We start from the raw sequence: 20,772 nt of genomic DNA, 5'->3' as shown, positions 1-20,772 counted from the left end.
GAAAACATGTGTAGTTACACAATTGGTCTCAAACAATTTCATCACCTAGCGCTCGGTAAATGCGGCTTGTTTTGCGCGCAAGACTGGTTTTAACATATAAGAAAGTATGGTTTTTTTACCGGTAATAATATCCACCTCTGCCACCATACCAGGAATGATAGGCTGCCCGCCCTCCAAGGTTGCCTTATTCGTTGTGACTCTGACGGTGTAAAAAGTATTGCCGCGCTCATCCGTAACGGAGTCCGCACCTATATGTTCTAACTTAGCTTCTAGCCCACCATAGGTCGCAAAGTCATAAGCAGAAAATTTTACGACAGCTTTTTGTCCCGGCACCAAAAACGCAATATCTTTTGGCGCAACTTTTGCCTCTAGAATCAACTTACCGTCGCTAGGCACAACTTCAACAACGTCGCGCCCAGGTTGAACAACACCACCTACCGTGTTCACCAATAAACGCTTCACCGTACCACGCACCTGCGAACGAATGGCGGTTTGCTTGACCTTATCCGCCAGACCCGTGCCACTCTGAATCAATGAGTTTAAACGCGCCATCGTTTCGGATAATTCTTTACTCGCATTATTACGCACCGCTAGCTCCACCTCTTGAATCTTACGCATCGCCTCAGACATCGCGGCAGCAGAACGGGCAATCTGTGCGGTGGCGACATCTCGCTCACCTTTAAAACGTGAAACATCACGCTCTAAACGCAGCAATTCCACTTCAGAAACAGCTCCAGTAGCTAGCAAAGGCTTAGTCACGCTTAGTTCTTTTTGGCTAGATTCGTAGGCATTTGTTGCTTGCTTCTGACGTGCAATCGCCTCCGCCTGCTCTTGACTACGTTGCTCATATTGTTGTCTGGCGATAGAAACCTGCGCATTTAATTCCGAGGTGGCTGTCTCATATAGCTTTTGCTCTTCCTGCGCAGTTGTTGGATCTTCTGTCACGACTTCGGGCGGTGGGATAAATGCCTTCCCCTCACCAATCGCCCGCAAACGCGCTGCCTTTGCTGTCAATGACAAATATAATGCTCGATTCTCATTCACCGATGCTTCAAAACGAGTGGGGTCTATTTGTAAAAGAATCTGACCTTCATTCACAATTTGCCCTTCTTTTACCAAAATATCCGTGACAATGCCGCCATCTAAACTTGGATAAACTTGCAGCTGCTGTGACGGAATGACTTTACCTTCACCTTTGGTAATTTCATCCACATGAACAAAGGCCGCCCACACCACAAACAACACAAAAACGACAATCACTGCCCGCAACAGCACACGCGCACGCAATGGCTCCTGCTGTGCAATGATGCTGTCCGCGTCACGCATAAAATCAGATTCTGGCAAACCGACATCATCATTCCAGCGCTGCAACCATCCACCCGGCGTCATGCCTAAGCGCAAGCGCAGACGTTCCAAAACAGATAAGACACCCAGTCCAAATCGCTGCCAAAATTTCATAATTTTGCTCTTCCAATTTGACCTGTTTGCAGCGCGTGCATCACCTTATCACGTGGACCATCCGCAACAACCACACCATGATCAAGCACAATGATACGCGTAGCTAAATCCATCAAACTAGGTCTATGGGTCACAATAATCATCGTCTTATGTTTGCCATAACGACCAATCCGGTCTTTAAATTGCGCCTCAGATGGATAATCCATTGCACTGGTAGGTTCATCAAGCAAGAGCACTGGCGGATCAAGTAAGGCAGCACGTGCGATGGCAATGCTTTGGCGCTGTCCGCCAGAAATTGATTCACCGCGTTCGCTAATTGCCATATCAAAACCTTCAGGATGGCTATTCACAAACTCAGTCAATCCGGCTAATTCCGCCGCTGCAACAACAGCGCGATCATCTGCATACGGCGCACGAATCGTAATATTTTCACGTAAAGTTCCATAGAACAACATTGAATCTTGCTCTACGTAACCCAAATTTCTACGCAAATCCGCCGGATCTAGTTGCCGCAAATCGACGTCATCTAACAATACTGCACCTTTCGTTGGTGCATATAGACCTAGAATCAATTTTTCTAATGTCGATTTACCAGACCCAATCCGACCAATAATAACTACATGCTCACCCTGTGCGATCTTAAAGCTAACGCCGCGTAAAGCTTCTTCAGTACGCCCCGGATAACTAAAGAAAACATTACGAAATTCAATCTGCCCCTTGATCTCTGGTCTGTGAACAAAGGCAGTTTCATCACTGCGTTCCGTTGGCGTCGCCATAATTTTCTCTAAGGATTCGAGAGAATTTTTCGCACCCTCAAATTGCAGCATCAATCCCACTACCTGTGCAACCGGCGCCATAGCACGACCAGCCAGCATCGTTGCAGCAATCAAGCCACCCATGGACATCATTTTTTCTTGAATCAAATAAACACCGGCGATCACCACTGCCACATTCACCAACTGCTGAATTGTTGAGGCGCCATTGATGCTAGACGAAGACAACAGCTTGAGTTCAGAATTCACTTTGGCAAGAAACGCGGTAGTTTTTTCCCACTTTTCTTGCATCTGGCTTTCTGCACCGTGCGCCTTGATCGTTTCTAAGGCAGTCAGACTTTCGACCAAGGTGGAGTTTCGTAAAGCCGCAGCACGAAAGGTCGTTTCAGATAACTCGCGCATCTTGTGCTGCACCATGTAGCTGTAGATCACGACCAAAATAATGCCGAGAAGTGGCAGCAACACGATAGGCCATGCAATCCACGCCAATACAACTAAGAACAAAATCGCAAACGGTAAATCGATCAAAGCCGTCACCGTCGCAGAGGCGATGAAGTCCCGTACAGTCTCGAATGAGCGAAGATTTGAAGCAAAAGCGCCGACGGACGCTGGACGCTCAGACATACGCATGCCCAACACGCGTTCCATGATTAAGCCGGACAGTTTTAGATCAATTCGATTACTCACCAAATTAATAAAATGTCCGCGCAATACCCGAATACCATAGTCGAGCAACAAGACCAAAGTAATCCCACCAGCAAAAACCCACAGAGTCTGTATCGCAAAATTAGGCACCACCCTGTCGTAGACATTCATGGTGAACAACGGCATCGCCAGCGCAAACAAATTAATTAGCAGTGCGGCCGCCAAAATATCTTTAAAGATTGGACTTTGTTCCAAGACAGCGCCCCAAAACCAATGGCGCTGAGGAACTTGAACCAAAGGCGGCGTACGCCGATCGAAGCGAAAATGCGGTCGTGAAAAAATCGCCACACCGGTATAACGTGCCAATAATTCTTCGCGACTAAGATTCACCGCGCCCTGCCCAGAATCAGGCATCAGCAACTGCGCGCTCTCACCATCACTACTCCAGCCTTGCAGTAAGCAAGCTTCATTATTCTTGAGCAGTAAAATCACTGGCATTAAGGCCGCATCGATTTTCGATAAGTCTCGACGCACAACTTTGGCAGAAAAGCCAGCATGTGCTGCGGCCCTGGCGAACAGGGATGGCGTCAATCCTGCAGCGGGTAGCGGCAAACCAGCGGTTAATGCTGCACGGGTACTGGGACGCCCATGAATTCTGGTCAGTTCAACCAAGCAATCAAGCAAAGGATCTCGATGCAAAATATCCTCTCGAATACCCGAGCCGAATCCAGTGTTATTACTTGGCTTGCTAGATTGAGGTGATAGATCTTCTTGCTGAGTCATGCGTTTGCCACCATCGTAATCCTTACCATTACACTATAAGCTCCGCCAAATGCTATTCAGTGAAGTGCATCCGTCTGCAGCTAGCTCTTTATTTTTCCCCGAGGAAAAAGCTGATCTGGTTGATTTTACAACAGCCAAAATATTCCTGAAAGGAAATTTGCAACTAAAAATCAGACATTTACAATTCTTAACAAAGTTGTAGCAAAAAGTCTATTATTCATAATTATTTGAGCCAGCCACGACGCTTGAAATACCAAAATGGCGTGATCGCTGAAACCAACATCAACCCTAAAGCGAACGGATAACCCAAACTCCAATCCAATTCAGGGAACCACACTTTGAAGTTCATACCGTAAATACTCGCAATCAAAGTGGGCGGCAAAAATGCCACCGAAGCGACTGAGAAAATTTTAATGATCTTATTCTGGTTAATGTTAATGAAACCGACGGTGGCATCCATCAAGAAGTTAATCTTATCGAACAGGAACGAGGTATGACCATCCAATGATTCGATATCGCGCAAAATCTGACGCGCTTCTTCAAACTGCTCGGCATTAAGCAAACGCCCACGCATTAAGAAACTGACTGCGCGCCGCGTATCCATCATATTGCGGCGTATCCTACCGTTCAAATCTTCCTCTTGCGCGATCGCGTTCAAGGCGACAGCAGCATCTTGATCTGAGAAGTCTTTTTGCAAGACTGCACGACTAACATCTTCGAGATTTTGGTAAATGCCTTCGAGTGCATCAGCAGAGTACTCTGCATCTGTCGCGTATAAATCCATCAGCACGTCTTTGTAATCAGCGATCGAGCCAGGGCGCGAACGTGCGCGCATCCTCACTAATCGGAATACGGGCAAATCAACCGTATGCACAGAAAACAAAATTTCACGCGCCAGAATAAACGCCACCGTCACCGTACGTGCTGGCTCATCATCGTCATCATCATCGATCAAGAAATCGGTGCGCAAATGCAGGTCACCATTATCAGCTTCGTAGTAACGCGCAGACGCTTCAATATCTTTAACCTCATCTTCGCCGGGCAAAGTGACGCCATAAATGCCTTTGACCCATTCACGCTCTTCTTCATTCGGATCGGTTAAATCAACCCAAACGGGCAAAGTATTCTCAAGATCTTCCCGACTCTCGATATGTATCTGGCTCAATCGTCCATTGTGTAAAACGAATACATTGATCATCTCAAACTCCTTTATCGCGCTGGTAACTCTGACGAGTTCATGCGACGTAAAATAACTTCACTGCGCCTTTGCAAATACGCTGAGCCTGTGTTCTTGTCATAGTATCTTGGCTTCGGCAACATCACAGCAAGACGCGCTGCCTGCATAGGCGACAAGGCTGCTGCACTGATGCCGTAGTAATGCCGCGCTGCCGCTTCCGCACCAAAAACACCAATACCCCATTCAACCGAATTCAAATAAATTTCAAAAATGCGCTCTTTGTCCATGCACATTTCCAACATAAAAGTAATAATTAATTCCTGCCCTTTGCGGTAATAACTACGTTCACCGGATAAGAATAAATTCTTCGCTAACTGCTGTGTGATCGTTGAACCGCCAGAAACCACTTTGCCTTTTTTCTGATTTTTCTCAAAGGCTTTTTGCATTGCATCCCAATCGACACCTTCATGATCAGAGAAACCATCATCCTCGGATGCAATCACCGCACGCTTCAAATTTCTCGATATCTTCGAATAATCGACCCACTTATGTTTCAAGGTAAATTTAGGGTCTTTCTCTTGCAAGATCGCTTCCTGCTTGCGCATAAAACTTGTTGAATCAGGATTAAAACTGCGCCACCAAATAATCTGGATCAAGAAATAGAGCTGGAGTAGCAAAAACAAACTAATCGGCAATACAACTATCCAAAACAGAATGCGTTTTAACTTCATTTAGGCGCCCTCTTTTGAACGAAAATAATCAAACACCGGCTTAGTGTCAGGCCGAATACCACGCCAGATAAAAAATGCTTCAGCGGCTTGTTCGATCAACATCCCGAGACCGTCACGTGTTGCAGCACCATATTGTTGGGCATAGCGATTAAAACTTGTTTGCGTGTCTGCATACATCATGTCATATGCCAAACATGGACTAGCAAAAACACTAGCAGGAATCGGCGGCACTTCACTTTGCAAGCTGGCCGAAGTCGCATTGATAATCAAGTCAAAACTCGAGTCCAACTGTTCCCAAGTTTTGGCTTCGATTTGGCATTTCGACCCGTCTGAGGATACTGCCAACTGCACCAAATCTAGCGCCTTCGACAAAGTCCGATTTGCAATCATCAAGCTTGCTGGTTGCTCCTCCAACAAAGGCAATAAAGCACCACGTGCCGCACCACCAGCGCCTAACAACAAAACACGACGACCACGAATCGGCGTCGCAGCATTTTTCGTAATGTCACACACCAAACCAATGCCGTCGGTGTTATCACCAACGATCGCGCCATCAGAGAATGTGAGCGTATTAACCGCACCCGCCATAGCCGCGCGCGCACTCAATTGATCTGACAATGCGTAGGCTTCCAATTTGAACGGCACGGTCACATTCGCGCCCTTACCACCCGCATTCATAAACTGCTGCACCGATGCAGCAAAGCCATCGAGCGGTACCAAATTGGCTTGGTAATCCATAGATTGCGCAGTCTGTTTCGCAAACATCGCATGGATCAGCGGCGATTTACTGTGATGAATTGGGTTCCCGAAAACACAGTAGTGAGCAAGATCTAAACTCATTGCTGACCTCCGCGCATCTCCGTTTCTAACTGCTGTTCGCGAGTAAATTTAAAACGGGTAATCACGATCCAGATATCATCTTTATCTTTCGAACGCATATTCGGTGGGAAGTTACCAAACGGTGCAGCTTTTCTGATGATTTTCAATGCAGCCGCATCAAGTGCGCGATTGCCCGAAGTTTTTTCCACTTTCGGTCCACCACCTTTTTCGTAGATTGTGCCGTCTTGAAAAATCGGTATATAAATAATTACTTCGCCATACATTTTTTTACCATTTACCTGCGGGAAGTTGAGGGTGCCAACTTCTTCAACTTTTTTCTGCAATGCCTTGTAGTAAATCGCATGACCTACCGCCTGCGTACTTGGCGATAAAAAAGTTTTACGTGGCCGCTTATTTTGATCTTCGATGGTTTGCGATATTTCGGCAATCGAACGTGCGAGCATTTTGTTGCTATCTAGTTGATCACGGCCATTTTCTGCCTGCTGATTTTCTTCTAGTTGTTTTTTGTCGAGCACGCGTTGCGATTTAAATCGGGTTTCATTACGCACTTGATCGATTAACTGTTTTTGTCGCTCTTCTAACTCTTGAACTTTTCGTTGCGCTACCAAAACACTATCGCCATCTTCAGTTCTGCGCATGTCAGGTAAAGGTGACTTCGCCCGACCTTCATCATTTGCTCCGCCACCATCCAAATTCACTTGCGCTAAAGCTTGCGCTTGCATAGGACGTTTGGCGTGTTTAGCATTCACCAAAATAATTTCAAGGCCCGGATCTTCTGCTGCAACTGCCTCCGCTTTGGGCATGACAAAATGCACCATCAATAAAATGGTATGAAACAGTACCGATACCAAGATCGCGGCACTTAAAATCAAATTATCGAGAACTATTTTCACAAATTAAATCCCACGCTGCATTTCTATTCGACTTACGCCACACCATCTGAATTTTGAACAATATCTTCTGCACCCTCGGCAACCGAATTCGATTCTTGCAGCGGCAAGTTATCGATACCTTCTGTCGATTCGACAGTCGCTGCGCCATCATCAGTATCTACATCCGCTACAATTTCAGGCTCATCTTCAGGCGCTTCTTCTAAATCTTCTTCAGTCAAAGTCGTGAGCATTTCAAGTAAACGTACTTCAATACTCAAATCTAATTCATCCCAACGAATCACCTCTAGACGCACTTGTGCGCCTCGCACCATCTGCGGCATACCGGGCAGACGAATAATCAGGGGAATTTCGAGCAAACGCAAGACTTCATCTTTTAATACAACAGCATCGACTTGATGACGATTCTCCTGCCCTAACCAGCGCAAACACCAATAGCGTTCCATATTCGTCTGGAAGTCAGCATAGGCTGCGTAAGCGGCATCAAAGCCAGAAACGATCGCAAACAAATCTGCATCTTTTGGTTTAAACGGTGCGACTAGGGGTGCTGTGACACCATGCTGTACGCAAGCAATGATTTGCCATTGATTGACTAAATCGGTGTAACGACGCAAGGGAGATGTACTCCATGCATATTGATCGACGCCTAAGCCTTGATGTGGCGCGGCATGTGTAACCATACGCACTTGCATCTTGGCTGCCCAACCACCAGAACCACCACCCTGTGCGCGATAGATACCCGGAATACCGTGATCCGCAAGTAACTTACCCCATGTACTGTTGGCCAAGATCATTAGTTCAGCAACGATCTTATCGAGAGGCGCGCCACGCTTACGACGCACGATACTCACTACATCGTCTTCGACATAAAAATTAAAATCGACACGATTGGTTTGTTCAGGCTTTAAGCCAAAACTTTCGCGCTTCGCCATGCGCCCAGCTTCCAACACCTGTGCCCATTTCCACAACAAAGCGATATCTGCTTTGTGTGCGTATTCGCCGGCGTCATTGGCCAAATTCTCTTCAGTCACCAAGGCATCAAGCAAATTATGTCGCAGGTTGGCGGCCATAGGAACAGCTTCGACCTTGGTCTCGGTGCTGACAATACTCCAGTCTTCTGTATTTACCATCACATACAAGGACACTGCAGGTCGAGTTTGACCTTCACCCAAGGTATAAATTTCGACCAATTCATCAGGCAACATGGTGATTTTGTCGCCTGGCATATACACGGTTGACATACGACTACGCGCAATCATGTCCAAGGCATCGTTACGTTGAATGCCTAAAGCCGGTGCCGCAATATGAATCCCAACTTTAACGGTCGCAGCATCAATCCTTGCAATAGAAAAGGCATCGTCGATCTCTGTCGTCGTCACATCGTCAATCGAAAACGCGCGCACATCCGCCACCGGCAAATCCTGTGGCAGACTTGGTAAAGCAGTTTGCGGAAAACCAGCACCTTTAGGAAAATGCTCCAACAAAAATTTGGAAAGATGAAAGTCTTTGGCATTTTTCAAACCACCGCTAGCTAACATCAAACGCGCAGGATTCATTTGCAATGCAGAACAGGCTTCCACTAAAGCTTTGTATTCGATACTGTTTTTGTCAGGCTTAAACAATAACTGCAAACCCAGTGTTTTGAATTGATCAGGTAAGCGTAGCTGCTTCAATTCTTCTACATAGGCAGCTTGAATGATCGCTTGTTGCTTCTTCTTTTCAATCCCGGCCAAGGCCGCTTTGAGTGCAGTTTCTGGTGCAGCCTTATACCGACCACGACCTTTTTTGTAAAAATAAAATGGCGCGCCATGCAAGGCAAAAATCAAACTAGCCGCTTCCACTGGCTGCGGAGCATGACCAAAATATTCCGCTCCTAATTCAGCAAAACCAAACTCTTCCTGACCCGCGACTTCCCACAAGAACTCCAGATCAATGTCCGCTGCTTGTTGTTTGGCTTGCTCAAGTAAGCTAGCTGGATCGGGCGAATTAAATTGGAGCAAAACATCCTTAGCCTTCACCTTGGTTCGCTTACCGCTGGCTAATTCCACTTGATACGCTTCACCGGCTTGCGATAACACACTGCCCGCTTTGAAATCACCAGATTCTTCAAAAAATAAATTCATTCTGTCTGTCTTTTAAAAATTCAATTGTTCTTTTTTAGATAGTTTGCGGGTCTTCAGACTGGCTTTCGCCGCAACTGCGTAATTGATGGCAGAAACACTTCTGTCACCAATAATTTTGCGCCGTGTCTGATAAATACTGAGCGCCGTGCCAACAAACTTTCCGAGGCCACTGGCAACAAATGTAAACCTGCAATTCGCCGCATCAATGGATGTGATGCACCTAATCGCGCATAATGTAATTCACCCCGCTTTACCAAGGGATCATTAAACAGAGTCGTCCCCAATGATCGATTCCCTAAACTAGCAAAAGCAGGCCAATCGTGCGCATTCGCGAACAAAGGCAAAATCGTGTGCGCGTACACAACAACCTCTTCATCGCAACGCAACAAGACTTCGCGCTCTACAACTTGCTGACGCTTGAGCAATCCAATTTCAGCGTATTCATCATGCAAGCACATTGCCCGCCCCTGATACAGACGCTGCACCCGAAACTGACTGCTATGCGCAATCAAACGTGCCGTGAGCGATGCTCTATTCGTTAACCAATCAACCATCACGGGCGAAGCCTGTACCGCATTGATATGGCGCTGCCAACGGGCAAACGCTGGTCTTGTCACATAGGTTTTACTCAGCATCACAAAACGCCATCACGGTCTCAAGGTAATCAGCGAACTCACTAACACCATGATCACTACCTTGAATAACCAATTGTCTCGCCATTGGATAATGCGCGACCATTTCACGCCAATCCAATACTTCATCCCCAGTTGCTGCGATCAAGAAATAGCGTTCTGGCTGCGAAATTCTGTCGACCACAAATTGCTTCAACTCATCGACATAGGCATGTTTAAATTCAAACGGCTCGTCGCTATGAAATGCGGTCGTCACTCCGACATATTTTTCCAAATCTCTTGGGGGCTTTACGGCTGGGTTGACCAAAACTGCCTTGCAATGATTTTTCTCAGCCAGATAAGTCGCGTAATAGCCACCTAAGGAAGATCCAATCAAGACCAAACGATCTCCGCGATATTGATCAATCAATTGCTGTGCTAAGGCTATCGCATGGGCCGGAGAAGCTGGTAATTGCGGACATATAAACTCATCCGCACGCCCAATCGCAGCAAAATGCTGTGCTAACAAGCGCGCTTTAAACGAGCTAGGAGAAGAGCGAAATCCGTGTAAATACAAAATCATCTTGATGTCTATCAGCTTATTCTGGCTTCTGAGTCTGAAATTTCTGCGCCAAGGCATCGAGCAACAACTGATGCACACCACCGAAACCTCCATTACTCATCACTAGAATCGAGTCACCCTCCTGCGTCTCGCTGACGATGTCGCTGACAAGGGCATCCAATTGATGATGTGCTTTGACTTTACTGCCCAATGAGGAAAAGGTCTCACCCAAGTCCCAATGAATCGCATCTTTACCACTCTGTGCGCCGTACACATAAACCAAATCTGCGTCCTCTAAGCTTAAGGGCAAAGCTTGCTTAATCGCCCCCATTTTCATGGTATTCGAACGCGGTTCCAACACAGCCAAGATACGTGCAGAACCAACTTTGCGACGCAGTCCTTGAACCGTCGTTGCAATTGCCGTCGGATGATGTGCAAAATCATCAATCACTTGAATACCAGCGATTTCGCCACGCACTTCCATGCGACGCTTCACATTAATGAATTCAGACAAAGCAGCAATAGCAGTCGCTGGTGCAACGCCGACATGACGTGCCGCAGCGATCGCCGCTAAAGCGTTTAAGCGATTATGTGCACCATTGAGATTCCAACGCACTGTCCCTTGTAACTCGGATTTGAAATACACTTCAAAATCCTCTGATTCGCCTAGCTTTAATGACCATTCCGCATTCGCATCTGAGGCAACATCAGTAAAAAATTCTTTTTCACTCCAGCAGCCGCGTTGAATTACGCGTTCTAAAGTTTGTTCTTTCGCATTCACGACCAAGCGACCAATGCTGGGTACAGTACGAACCAAATGATGGAACTGTGTTTCTATCGCCGCGACATCTGGAAAAATATCCGCATGATCGTATTCCAGGTTATTTAAAATCGCTGTTTTTGCGTGGTAGTGCACAAATTTACTGCGCTTATCGAAGAAGGCCGTATCGTATTCATCGGCTTCGATCACAAAGAAATCCGATGTATTACCAGCGCCCTCAACGGTATCACCAGACAAACGCGCGGAGATGCCAAAATTTAACGGCACGCCACCGATCAAGAAACCCGGTGCATAACCCGCATATTCGAGAATCCAAGCTAGCATCGATGAGGTCGTCGTCTTGCCGTGCGTACCCGCCACTGCCAACACCCATTTGTCGCGCAAGAGTTGCTCACCGATCCACTGCGGACCTGAAACATAAGGCAAGCCACGATTCAGAATGGCTTCCATCAAAGGATTACCGCGGGACACCACGTTACCGATCACAAATAAATCAGGTTGCAAATCAAGCTGCGCTGGATCAAATCCCTCGATCAGCTGTATACCTTGGGATTCTAGCTGCGTGCTCATCGGCGGATACACGTTCGCGTCACACCCCGTAACACGATGTCCAGCTTGTTTAGCTAATACTGCCAGTCCGCCCATGAAGGTACCGCAAATACCTAAAATATGAATATGCATAAAACAATGCCAACTTTCCAAGATGCATGATCAAGAACGCGGCAAGTGCGCACCTGCTCATCCGATTCAATTTGACCAATTTTTTTCAATTGCCGCAATTCTACCTGAGCTGCCTGACAGACAGGACTAAACCGAATGCGATATGATGCGCAAATGACGAATTTTATTTTCAATGATGGCGACTCAGTTGCCCAAATACGCGATGAGATCGCCTCACTGGCGGCGAAGTTTATCGCTGAAGAAGGTGCGGAATATGGCACGGCCAAGCGCCGTGCCGTCAAACAGCTGCTTGGCAATCAGAAATTAAACGGCAATATCTTGCCCGACAATGCACAGATCGAACAGCAAGTGCGTGAGTATCAAGCCTTGTTCTTCGCCGACAGTCAACCAGCACGACTATTGCATTTGCGACAACTAGCTGCATTATTGATGCAAGAACTGGCTCAATTCAACCCCTATGTGATTGGTGCAGTTTTCAATGGCACCGCAGGCGAACATTCAGACATCCACCTACATCTTTACACGGACAATAGCAAAGATGTTGCTATCTTTTTACTGAATTTGGGGATTGATTACGAAGTCTCAGAACATCAGGGCAAACGTGGCGAAGCGTTGGAGACTTTGAGTTTCCTCTATAAAAATGAAGGCGTTCATTTATTAGTGCATGACATCGATGACCTTCGTCACACAGATAAAAATGAACGCGGCAGTTTAGCCAACTTGCAAACATTAATTGATCAACAATAAAACATTAACAGAGACCGAAACCACATCATGAATAAACGCTTTACCATTTCTGCTATCTTCATTGGCTTAATTTTTACTGGCTTGGGCGCGACTTTAGGTGCCAAGAAATTCGAACCAGCACCAGCGACCGATAGTGCAGCTCAACAATTGTTCGGACTCACGCTCAATGATGCTAGCGCGAAACCACAAGCCATAAAACAATGGCAAGGAAAGTTTCTGGTGGTGAATTTCTGGGCGACTTGGTGCAAACCTTGCGTAGAAGAAATGCCAGAGTTAGTCGAATTACAAAAAGATTTAGTGAGTAAAAACGTACAATTACTTGGACTAGGCATCGACACACCCAGCAACATTGCCGATTTCACAAAAAAGTATCAAATTAGCTATCCTGTTTTTGCGGCAGGAATGGATGGCACAAGCTTGTCACAAGCGATGGGCAACAAAGCGGGCGGACTCCCATTTACAGTCTTGATCTCACCCGAAGGAAAGGTTTTGAAGGCCTATACAGGGCGATTGAAAATGCCTGAATTACGAGCAGATATTCAAAGACTGAATACAAAAAAATAAAAAGATACTGGATTTTTGCTTGCCAATTAGGAGCAATTGACGGCAAAATGCCTGCAACTTCGGCAAACTCATCAAATTCTATGGCACGCAAGATCTTGCTCATCAATGGTCCCAACCTGAATTTATTAGGCACTCGCGAACCAGAAGTGTATGGAAAACAAACACTTAGTGACATAGAAAATGCAGTAGAGCAACAAGTAAAGGCAGCAAACGGTGAGTTTCTGTGCTTTCAAAGTAATCACGAAGGCGCTTTGATTGATCGAATTCACGCAGCACGCACGGAAAAAATCGATGCAATTGTAATCAATCCGGGCGGCTACACACATACCAGCGTTGCTTTACGAGATGCTTTGGCGGGAGTCGCTATTCCATTTGTTGAAGTGCATATCTCCAATATTCACCAAAGAGAAGCATTTCGACATCATTCTTATCTTTCCGATATAGCAAAAGGTATTATCTGTGGCCTAGGCACGGATGGATATCGCTTTGCGATTGACTTTGCATTAAAAAACCTTTAAATTCTCGCATCTTCACGCAATTAACATACATTCATCACACAAACATGAATTGCGTCTATTCCAACAACAGCATTTAAGCGACCAAAAGTACGCTCAGATGCACCACTTTTAGGAGATTTCACATGGATTTAAGAAAACTCAAGACCCTCATCGATCTCGTTGCTGAATCTGACATTTCAGAATTAGAAGTCACCGAAGGCGAAGGTAAAGTTCGTATCGTGAAATCTGCACCAGTGCAACAAAGCCAAATGGTCATGATGCAACCACAAATGCAAGGCATGATGCAACAAGGAATGCCAGCACCGGCTGCACCAGCAGCAGCTGCCGCACCTGTGGCACCAGCTGCACCTGCCGCAATCGAAGGTCACGTGGTTAAATCACCGATGGTTGGTACTTTTTACCGCGCTGCCTCACCGGGCTCCGCTCCGTTTGTCGATATTGGCAAAAACGTCAGCGCAGGCGAAACTTTGTGCATCATCGAAGCGATGAAATTATTGAATGAAATCGAAAGTGACTTCACTGGCAGCATCAAACAAATTCTGGTCGAGAATGGCCAACCTGTTGAATTTGGTCAACCACTGTTTATCATTGGTTAATATCTGCTCGCGCAGCTTGATGATGCTGTTTGCTTCGCCAGCTACTACATTACTAGGATTTCTGGCGAAATCAACATTGACTGCTCCTAAGCTCCCGGGCTGCAACCTCTGCCAAAGCAAAATATATTATGTTTGAAAAAATCCTGATCGCCAATCGTGGCGAAATTGCCCTCCGTATCCAGCGCGCCTGTCGCGAAATGGGTATCAAGACTGTGGTCGTTCATTCTGAAGCTGATCGCGAAGCCAAATACGTCAAGTTAGCCGATGAGTCTGTTTGTATCGGCCCTGCACCATCCAACCTCAGTTACTTAAGTATGCCTGCGATTATCAGTGCTGCAGAAGTGACTGATGCGCAAGCGATTCATCCGGGTTATGGCTTTTTATCCGAAAACGCTGATTTTGCCGAGCGTGTTGAACAATCTGGTTTCGTGTTTATTGGCCCACGTGCTGAATCTATCCGCTTAATGGGTGATAAAGTTTCAGCTAAACATGCCATGATCGAAGCGGGCGTACCTTGCGTACCAGGCTCTGAAGGTGCCTTGCCAGATGACCCAAAAGTCATCGTGCAAACCGCACGAAAAGTTGGTTACCCTGTCATTATTAAGGCAGCTGGTGGCGGTGGTGGTCGTGGTATGCGCGTGGTTCATACCGAAGCAGCGCTATTGAATGCGGTAACGATGACCAAGACTGAAGCGGGTGCTGCATTTGGCAATCCTGAAGTCTACATGGAAAAATTTTTGGAAAATCCACGTCACGTGGAAATTCAAATTTTAGCGGACCAACACGGCAATGCAGTTTGGTTAGGTGAGCGCGATTGTTCTATGCAACGCCGCCATCAAAAAGTCATCGAAGAAGCACCTGCCCCTGGCATTCCACGCAAAACGATCGAGAAAATCGGCAACCGTTGTGCCGAAGCTTGCCGTAAGATCGGCTACCGTGGCGCTGGTACGTTTGAGTTCTTGTATGAAAATGGTGAATTTTACTTCATCGAAATGAACACCCGCGTCCAGGTTGAACATCCAGTAACTGAGATGATTACTGGCGTGGATATTGTACAAGAGCAAATTCACATCGCCTTCGGCGACAAACTACGCTTCAAACAATCCGATATCGAATTGCGTGGTCACTCTATCGAATGTCGTATCAATGCCGAAGATCCGTTTAAGTTCACGCCATCGCCAGGTCGTATCGTAACTTGGCACACACCTGGCGGACCTGGTATTCGCGTAGATTCACACGCTTATGCTGGTTACTTCGTGCCGCCAAATTATGATTCGATGATTGGTAAAGTTATCTCTTACGGCGCAACGCGTGAACAAGCGATTCGTCGTATGCAAATTGCTTTGTCTGAAATGGTAGTGGAAGGAATACAAACTAATATTCCATTGCATCGCGAATTAATGGTCGATGCACGCTTTATCGAAGGCGGTACGAATATTCACTACCTTGAACATAAATTAGCAGATATGCCTGTGCTATCAAAGAAAGCAAAATAAACTTTGTAGTGCATAGCTAGTCAGGTAGTTTCCACGACGCGATTGAGATACTATATTCAATCGCGTTTTTTGATTTAAATCGTCGCCACTTTGTCGCGCACGAACATGTTTTTTGAATTTGAGAGCACATTATGGCCTGGGTAGAAATCATCATTGAAGTTGCACGCGATCATGCGGAAAATCTATCCGATGCGTTAATGGATGCGGGTGCTTTATCGGTTTCCGTCGAAGATGCGGACGAAGGTACCGATGCTGAAAAACCTTTGTTCGGTGAGCCAGGTATGGAAATCACCGAACGCGCGTGGGAGCGCAGCCGTGTGGTCGCACTTGCCGATACCGATATTGATCATGCTGCATTAGTCGCAGCTGCAGCAGCCTCAATAAAGCTTGCGGAAGTACCCGCCTTTACCACTCGTAATGTCGAAGAACAAGACTGGGTTCGTTTAACCCAATCCCAATTCGAGCCCATTCATATCGGCAAAAACATCTGGGTAGTGCCTAGCTGGCATGAAGTACCAGATCCTAGCGCCTTAGTGCTGGAATTGGACCCTGGCCTCGCATTTGGGACGGGAAGCCACCCAACGACACGTTTATGTATGGAATGGCTGGAAGCACACGCACCACAAAACTTATCCGTACTCGATTACGGCTGCGGCTCAGGCATTTTGGCAATGGTCGCAAAGAAATTACAAGCAGATAAAGTCATCGGTGTCGATATCGACCCGCAAGCAATCGAGTCAGCCAATTTCAATGCAGAACGCAATCAATGTGACATTGAGTTTTCTTTGCCAGAAGAATTTGGCGAAAAATATCCAGCCTCACAACAGTTCGACGTGGTGGTCGCCAATATCTTGTCCAGCCCATTAAAACTGATGGCACCAATGTTGTCGGGACGAGTTGCCGCTGGTGGTGCGTTGATTTTATCTGGCGTGTTAGCGCGTCAGGCGGAAGAAGTTGCAGCAGCGTATGCGCCGTTCATTCAATTAAGTGTCTGGCAAGAACGTGAAGGCTGGGTAGCATTGCATGGCCGCCTTGACGCGATAGCTAGTTAATTATTCTCAACCCAGACTACATCATGGCGCTCGCAACCCAATGTCCTCACTGCTACACCAGCTTCCGGGTCGCAAATGACCAACTCAAGCTGCATGCTGGTTTAGTGCGTTGCGGCTCCTGTAAACAAACCTTCAATGGAATCGAGCATCTATTAGCGCCTGGCGAAGCACCTCGTCAGGCGCCAATAACCAAAGTGCCAGAAGAACAACAAATAATTGAGACAATTGGCGAAGCGGGTCACACCCCATCCATCGATTCAGATTTGCGAAGTCCGGATCTCAGCATCATAAGCACCGCGACTGCTGCGGCTTTAGCACCAGAACCGTCAGACACGCCACCAACACAAGAACTGCCAAACACACTTCAAGAAACCCTAGTCGTTGTGAATGAGGAACAAGATGCGCTGCTCGAATCTGAGCAAAACCCACTCACTACCAATACAGACTTGACATCTGAAACCACAAGTGAGTTTTTACCAGAAGACGATTCAGAAACAACCACACCTGCACAAACAACATCAAGTGACTTTGATTTTGTCGAACAATTCGATCCTGATGAATCAGACAGTGATAACGAAGCTATGCAAAAAGACGCGATGCTTCAACAGGTTTCCACACATCTGGAAACGATAGAGCCAACACTAGGCCTTGAACAAGCTACAAAAACGAATGCCGAAACACGACTTTCTAGCAAAATTGAATTTGAATTGACTCAGGAAGAACGTGATTTAGTTGAGCAGGCCGATCAGCTACATCAATTAGAAATAGAAAACCGATTAGCAATACTTGATGAAGATAGCAAAGAGTGGTCGAAAGATGAGCCGAGTTTTGATCAAGAATCTATACTAGAATCCCCGCAGCCTTCTGAGGAATTCAACGCGACTGAGACGGTTCAGCTGACTAAGAAACCAACAGTATCACGTCATAAAGAACTGTTAGAAAGCACCACAGATAACAAGGTAGAACTCGAGGAAGATCCTGAAGTCGCCACACCTGGCTTTGTCTTACTTGCTGAGAAAAAACGACGTTATGGCAAATGGCAAACCTTAGGCTACTCAGTCGGCTGCGTATTATTGATCATTGGCGCGTTAGCACAAAGCACCTTCTTTTTTCGATCCGCAATCGCCGCTCAATTTCCAGGAGTTAAACCGTATCTAGTTCAAGCTTGCCAGCGACTATCTTGTCAGATCAAATTACCTGCCGAACGTCGCATGCTGGAAATCACAGGTAGCGAACTATTGGTTTTACACGATGAATTAAAAATAAATACCCTGTCGTTTCAGATACAAAACAAGAGTACCACCTCACAAGAATGGCCAGTTGCAGAATTGGTTCTGAAAGATGCACGCGGCAAAATCGTCCTGCACAAGTTCATACCGCCAATCGAATACCTCAACAATAGTGCTGAAGTGGTCAAAGGTATTCCTGCGCGCAGTGAAAGTGATCATAAATTGCACTTTGAACTGAATACAATAAAGGCATCCAACTATTCGGTTGGGATTTTTTATCCTTAACGCCTTGCCTGTATGAAGCTTAACTTTGCATAAATCTTTACCTGGGTTAAATTTTCTTGCGCAAATTACGGTAGCGCTCTGCGCGTATCGAAATAGAAGAAATTAACTTTTCCGGATCAATTGGCTTCGTTAAAAATTCGTCGGCACCAGTTTCGAGCGCACCTAATTGCTTCTGCATTTCTGTTTCAGAAGATAAGAATACGATAGGAATATCCAAATAATGATTATTTTGGCGAATGACTTTGGCCATTTCTATACCGCTACACAGAGGCATGTACAAGTCTGTGAGAATGAGCTCTGGCTTAAAGGTTTTGATCGCATCAAGTATCTGTGTTGGATCCATTAATGCTTTAACGTGCATGCCAGCACTGCTTAATACAGCATCAAAAAAACTCAAAAAAAACTCGTCGTCGTCTACCACCAAAATTCGATAAGAACGGACGGTATTTTGCGCTATTTTCTCGTCTATTCTGACGCTCAAAGCTTGAGGGTCGATCGGCTTGATGAAGTAGCCTTCAGCCCCTTCACGAACAGCCAAAAGACGATCTTCAAATTGATCATTGGAAGAAATATAGATCACTGGAAAACTCGTAATGACTCTTAACGCCATCGACTCTTTTACAACTTTCCCACTATCGGAATCAACATCCAATACCAACGCTGCTGGTGCCCGCACCAAAATCGCTGAACGCAATTCATCCAAATCAGAAAACCCTAGCACTTCATGATTGTAGACACTCAACGCATTTGCGACGTCTTGTGCGTACTGTGGATCTGCAGAGAAGATGTACACAAGATCAAAGTATCTTCCTTGCGTTGCGGCACCACCATCACTGTCAGTCTCTGCATTATTTTCAAAATTATTTTGCATCATTTGATTATCTGCTCTGAATAAAATTGTGCGGATTTGAATAGTACTCAATAAACTTATTGTGCCGCGATCTCGCCCCACAAATGTCGCATGGTGAAACGAACTAAAACCTGATCACGGTGCAATACTTCACGAATCGAATGCAAAGTTTTTTGGGTATCGCGTTTAATTGGCATAGATAATGGGGCGCCACGAGGACCAATCAAACTATGCACGTAGGGTGTTGTGGTAGTCCCTCCTTTGCTCGTCACTACGCCAATCTCACCATCCTCCAACTTGACAAAGGTACCAATTGGATACGTCCCCAATTCTCTGATAAACAGCGTCACCAGCATCAAATCCACTGTCGTTTTACCTCCGATTAAAATATCGCGTAAAGCGGCATTGGGCAACATCGATTTGCGATAACTGCGAGCACAAACGCGGGCACAATAACGATCTGCGATGGACATGATCTTGGCATTCTGGGGTATTTCTGCACTGCGCTTTTTGCACGGATAACCGCTGCCATCTTCATTTTCGTGATGATGCAAAATCCAAGACAGCCAACCTTCATCACAAATACCTGCCGCCATCAACTGCTGCACACTCTCTTGAGGATGACGAAAAATAAGTTCTTGATCTTCAGCACTCAAACTGCCGCTTTTTTCTTGCAATCGCTCCTGTTGCCTGAGCATACTCAAGTTCATTGTCAAACATGCGGCGGCCAAATAAATCAGTTCTTCTTCACTTTTCTTCAAAGCTTTACCAACGACAATCGACACCACAGCGCTATCCACACAATGTCGCGCAGAATAATTGCCTTCTTGGTGCAATAGGATGCAACCCAAAGCAACGTCGGTATCGAGTTGCGTCGCGACAAAGAGTAATTTCGCGAGTACTAAGATTTTTTCTCTTGCACTTTCTTCGCTCACAATGTTGTAGCATAAGGTACGTAAATCATTACGAACTTGAGAAATTATTCTGAGGACTGAAGGATGCTCTACGTTCTTGGGAATTTTTTTGTCACGAGAAATCTGGTCAAGGACTTCGCCATCAACAAACAACCCACGTGCGATGAGAGCTTCAACCTGATGGCTGTTATTCACAACAAAGCCCCGCCGGAGCAATAAATTACCATCAACGCCAAAGATATCCCATTGCAATGGCTGTCCCAGCGCAATATCTGACATCGAAATGCGTTTATTCGACATGTCTTACCCCAGAGATATAGGTGAACGACGCGTGTGCCGATCGGGCTAAGGCATTGGCACTTACTATTATCCTAGCAGAGTATGACTAAGATGCCTGCTTTTATTCAAGTCCAAGATCAATCTTCACAACACTTTCAAACATATCAACGCGACGTTCCTCTCCCCG

General features: G+C 46.1%; 19 protein-coding genes. 7 read left to right on the top strand and 12 right to left on the bottom strand.

Annotation, left to right across the window (positions count from 1 at the left end; all coding sequences use genetic code 11):
• Positions 1-45: 45 nt before the first annotated feature.
• The 10 genes from H8K52_RS17435 to mpl form a co-directional block, all read right to left on the bottom strand.
• Entirely contained in the window at positions 46-1,458 is a 1,413-nt protein-coding gene (locus H8K52_RS17435) for an HlyD family type I secretion periplasmic adaptor subunit (RefSeq protein ID WP_186924187.1), read from the bottom strand.
• Entirely contained in the window at positions 1,455-3,659 is a 2,205-nt protein-coding gene (locus tag H8K52_RS17430) for a type I secretion system permease/ATPase (RefSeq protein WP_186924186.1), read from the bottom strand. The genes H8K52_RS17435 and H8K52_RS17430 overlap by 4 nt, the downstream gene beginning before the upstream one ends.
• Positions 3,660-3,882: 223 nt before the next feature.
• Positions 3,883-4,857 (bottom strand): magnesium/cobalt transporter CorA, encoded by a 975-nt coding sequence (corA, locus tag H8K52_RS17425; RefSeq protein WP_186890966.1) that lies wholly within the window; start codon positions 4,855-4,857, stop codon positions 3,883-3,885.
• 11 nt (positions 4,858-4,868) lie between these two features.
• Complete coding sequence (gene mtgA / locus H8K52_RS17420; RefSeq protein ID WP_186924185.1) at positions 4,869-5,567, bottom strand: monofunctional biosynthetic peptidoglycan transglycosylase; 699 nt, start codon at positions 5,565-5,567, stop codon at positions 4,869-4,871.
• Positions 5,568-6,407, bottom strand: coding sequence for a shikimate dehydrogenase (aroE, locus tag H8K52_RS17415; RefSeq protein ID WP_186924184.1), 840 nt, complete (start codon positions 6,405-6,407; stop codon positions 5,568-5,570). It abuts the gene before it with no gap.
• Positions 6,404-7,300, bottom strand: coding sequence for an energy transducer TonB family protein (locus H8K52_RS17410; RefSeq protein ID WP_343044237.1), 897 nt, complete (start codon positions 7,298-7,300; stop codon positions 6,404-6,406). The genes aroE and H8K52_RS17410 overlap by 4 nt, the downstream gene beginning before the upstream one ends.
• A 32-nt stretch (positions 7,301-7,332) precedes the next feature.
• Positions 7,333-9,420 carry an RNB domain-containing ribonuclease gene (locus H8K52_RS17405; RefSeq protein WP_186924183.1) on the bottom strand — a complete coding sequence of 696 codons (2,088 nt, stop codon included), beginning with the start codon at positions 9,418-9,420 and terminating at the stop codon, positions 7,333-7,335.
• A 53-nt stretch (positions 9,421-9,473) separates the two neighbouring features.
• Positions 9,474-10,055, bottom strand: coding sequence for a chorismate--pyruvate lyase family protein (locus H8K52_RS17400; protein ID WP_186924182.1), 582 nt, complete (start codon positions 10,053-10,055; stop codon positions 9,474-9,476).
• Complete coding sequence (locus H8K52_RS17395) at positions 10,045-10,614, bottom strand: YqiA/YcfP family alpha/beta fold hydrolase (RefSeq protein WP_186924181.1); 570 nt, start codon at positions 10,612-10,614, stop codon at positions 10,045-10,047. Before H8K52_RS17395 ends, H8K52_RS17400 begins: the two co-directional genes overlap by 11 nt.
• A gap of 16 nt (positions 10,615-10,630) precedes the next feature.
• On the bottom strand, positions 10,631-12,055 hold the full coding sequence (mpl, locus tag H8K52_RS17390) for a UDP-N-acetylmuramate:L-alanyl-gamma-D-glutamyl-meso-diaminopimelate ligase (protein WP_186924180.1): 1,425 nt from the start codon (positions 12,053-12,055) through the stop codon (positions 10,631-10,633).
• A 153-nt stretch (positions 12,056-12,208) separates the two neighbouring features.
• On the opposite strand from mpl, the gene H8K52_RS17385 reads away from it, so the two are divergent.
• The 7 genes from H8K52_RS17385 (at position 12,209) to H8K52_RS17355 (ending at position 18,542) form a co-directional block, all read left to right on the top strand.
• Positions 12,209-12,802 (top strand): hypothetical protein, encoded by a 594-nt coding sequence (locus tag H8K52_RS17385; protein ID WP_186924179.1) that lies wholly within the window; start codon positions 12,209-12,211, stop codon positions 12,800-12,802.
• Between the two features lie 27 nt (positions 12,803-12,829).
• The gene (locus H8K52_RS17380; protein WP_186924178.1) at positions 12,830-13,366 is read left to right on the top strand and encodes a TlpA family protein disulfide reductase; all 537 of its coding nucleotides are present in this window, start codon (positions 12,830-12,832) and stop codon (positions 13,364-13,366) included.
• Between the two features lie 80 nt (positions 13,367-13,446).
• Positions 13,447-13,884, top strand: a complete 438-nt coding sequence (gene aroQ / locus H8K52_RS17375) for a type II 3-dehydroquinate dehydratase (RefSeq protein WP_186924177.1) — start codon at positions 13,447-13,449, stop codon at positions 13,882-13,884.
• A 122-nt stretch (positions 13,885-14,006) separates the two neighbouring features.
• A complete protein-coding gene (gene accB, locus H8K52_RS17370; RefSeq protein WP_186924176.1) occupies positions 14,007-14,480 on the top strand; it encodes an acetyl-CoA carboxylase biotin carboxyl carrier protein in 474 nt (157 codons plus the stop codon).
• Positions 14,481-14,608: 128 nt separating this feature from the next.
• Positions 14,609-15,976: an acetyl-CoA carboxylase biotin carboxylase subunit gene (gene accC, locus H8K52_RS17365; protein ID WP_186924175.1), complete on the top strand. Its 1,368-nt coding sequence runs from the start codon at positions 14,609-14,611 to the stop codon at positions 15,974-15,976.
• A gap of 131 nt (positions 15,977-16,107) precedes the next feature.
• A complete protein-coding gene (gene prmA, locus H8K52_RS17360) occupies positions 16,108-17,028 on the top strand; it encodes a 50S ribosomal protein L11 methyltransferase (protein ID WP_186924174.1) in 921 nt (306 codons plus the stop codon).
• Positions 17,029-17,051: 23 nt separating this feature from the next.
• A complete protein-coding gene (locus H8K52_RS17355; RefSeq protein WP_186924173.1) occupies positions 17,052-18,542 on the top strand; it encodes a DUF3426 domain-containing protein in 1,491 nt (496 codons plus the stop codon).
• A gap of 46 nt (positions 18,543-18,588) precedes the next feature.
• On the opposite strand, the gene H8K52_RS17350 is transcribed toward H8K52_RS17355, so the two are convergent.
• Together H8K52_RS17350 and H8K52_RS17345 are read right to left on the bottom strand one after the other, a co-directional pair.
• On the bottom strand, positions 18,589-19,413 hold the full coding sequence (locus tag H8K52_RS17350) for a response regulator (protein WP_222613821.1): 825 nt from the start codon (positions 19,411-19,413) through the stop codon (positions 18,589-18,591).
• A gap of 56 nt (positions 19,414-19,469) precedes the next feature.
• On the bottom strand, positions 19,470-20,606 hold the full coding sequence (locus H8K52_RS17345) for an HD-GYP domain-containing protein (RefSeq protein ID WP_186924171.1): 1,137 nt from the start codon (positions 20,604-20,606) through the stop codon (positions 19,470-19,472).
• Between the last annotated feature and the right edge of the window lie 166 nt (positions 20,607-20,772).

The organism is Affinundibacterium seohonense, assembly GCF_014284305.1.
GTDB lineage: Bacteria > Pseudomonadota > Gammaproteobacteria > Burkholderiales > Burkholderiaceae_D > Undibacterium > Undibacterium seohonense.
Note: the sequence above shows the minus strand (reverse complement) of the source record. Positions and strands in the feature narration are given on the sequence as shown.

Bases quoted from the DNA above. Each gene is read 5' to 3' on its own strand.
- H8K52_RS17435 (WP_186924187.1), bottom strand. From the start codon at position 1,458: ATGAAATTTTGGCAGCGATTTGGACTGGGTGTCTTATCTGTTTTGGAA.
- H8K52_RS17430 (WP_186924186.1), bottom strand. From the start codon at position 3,659: ATGACTCAGCAAGAAGATCTATCACCTCAATCTAGCAAGCCAAGTAAT.
- corA (WP_186890966.1), bottom strand. From the start codon at position 4,857: ATGATCAATGTATTCGTTTTACACAATGGACGATTGAGCCAGATACAT.
- mtgA (WP_186924185.1), bottom strand. From the start codon at position 5,567: ATGAAGTTAAAACGCATTCTGTTTTGGATAGTTGTATTGCCGATTAGT.
- aroE (WP_186924184.1), bottom strand. From the start codon at position 6,407: ATGAGTTTAGATCTTGCTCACTACTGTGTTTTCGGGAACCCAATTCAT.
- H8K52_RS17405 (WP_186924183.1), bottom strand. From the start codon at position 9,420: ATGAATTTATTTTTTGAAGAATCTGGTGATTTCAAAGCGGGCAGTGTG.
- H8K52_RS17400 (WP_186924182.1), bottom strand. From the start codon at position 10,055: ATGCTGAGTAAAACCTATGTGACAAGACCAGCGTTTGCCCGTTGGCAG.
- H8K52_RS17395 (WP_186924181.1), bottom strand. From the start codon at position 10,614: ATGATTTTGTATTTACACGGATTTCGCTCTTCTCCTAGCTCGTTTAAA.
- mpl (WP_186924180.1), bottom strand. From the start codon at position 12,055: ATGCATATTCATATTTTAGGTATTTGCGGTACCTTCATGGGCGGACTG.
- H8K52_RS17385 (WP_186924179.1), top strand. From the start codon at position 12,209: ATGACGAATTTTATTTTCAATGATGGCGACTCAGTTGCCCAAATACGC.
- H8K52_RS17380 (WP_186924178.1), top strand. From the start codon at position 12,830: ATGAATAAACGCTTTACCATTTCTGCTATCTTCATTGGCTTAATTTTT.
- aroQ (WP_186924177.1), top strand. From the start codon at position 13,447: ATGGCACGCAAGATCTTGCTCATCAATGGTCCCAACCTGAATTTATTA.
- accB (WP_186924176.1), top strand. From the start codon at position 14,007: ATGGATTTAAGAAAACTCAAGACCCTCATCGATCTCGTTGCTGAATCT.
- accC (WP_186924175.1), top strand. From the start codon at position 14,609: ATGTTTGAAAAAATCCTGATCGCCAATCGTGGCGAAATTGCCCTCCGT.
- prmA (WP_186924174.1), top strand. From the start codon at position 16,108: ATGGCCTGGGTAGAAATCATCATTGAAGTTGCACGCGATCATGCGGAA.
- H8K52_RS17355 (WP_186924173.1), top strand. From the start codon at position 17,052: ATGGCGCTCGCAACCCAATGTCCTCACTGCTACACCAGCTTCCGGGTC.
- H8K52_RS17350 (WP_222613821.1), bottom strand. From the start codon at position 19,413: ATGCAAAATAATTTTGAAAATAATGCAGAGACTGACAGTGATGGTGGT.
- H8K52_RS17345 (WP_186924171.1), bottom strand. From the start codon at position 20,606: ATGTCGAATAAACGCATTTCGATGTCAGATATTGCGCTGGGACAGCCA.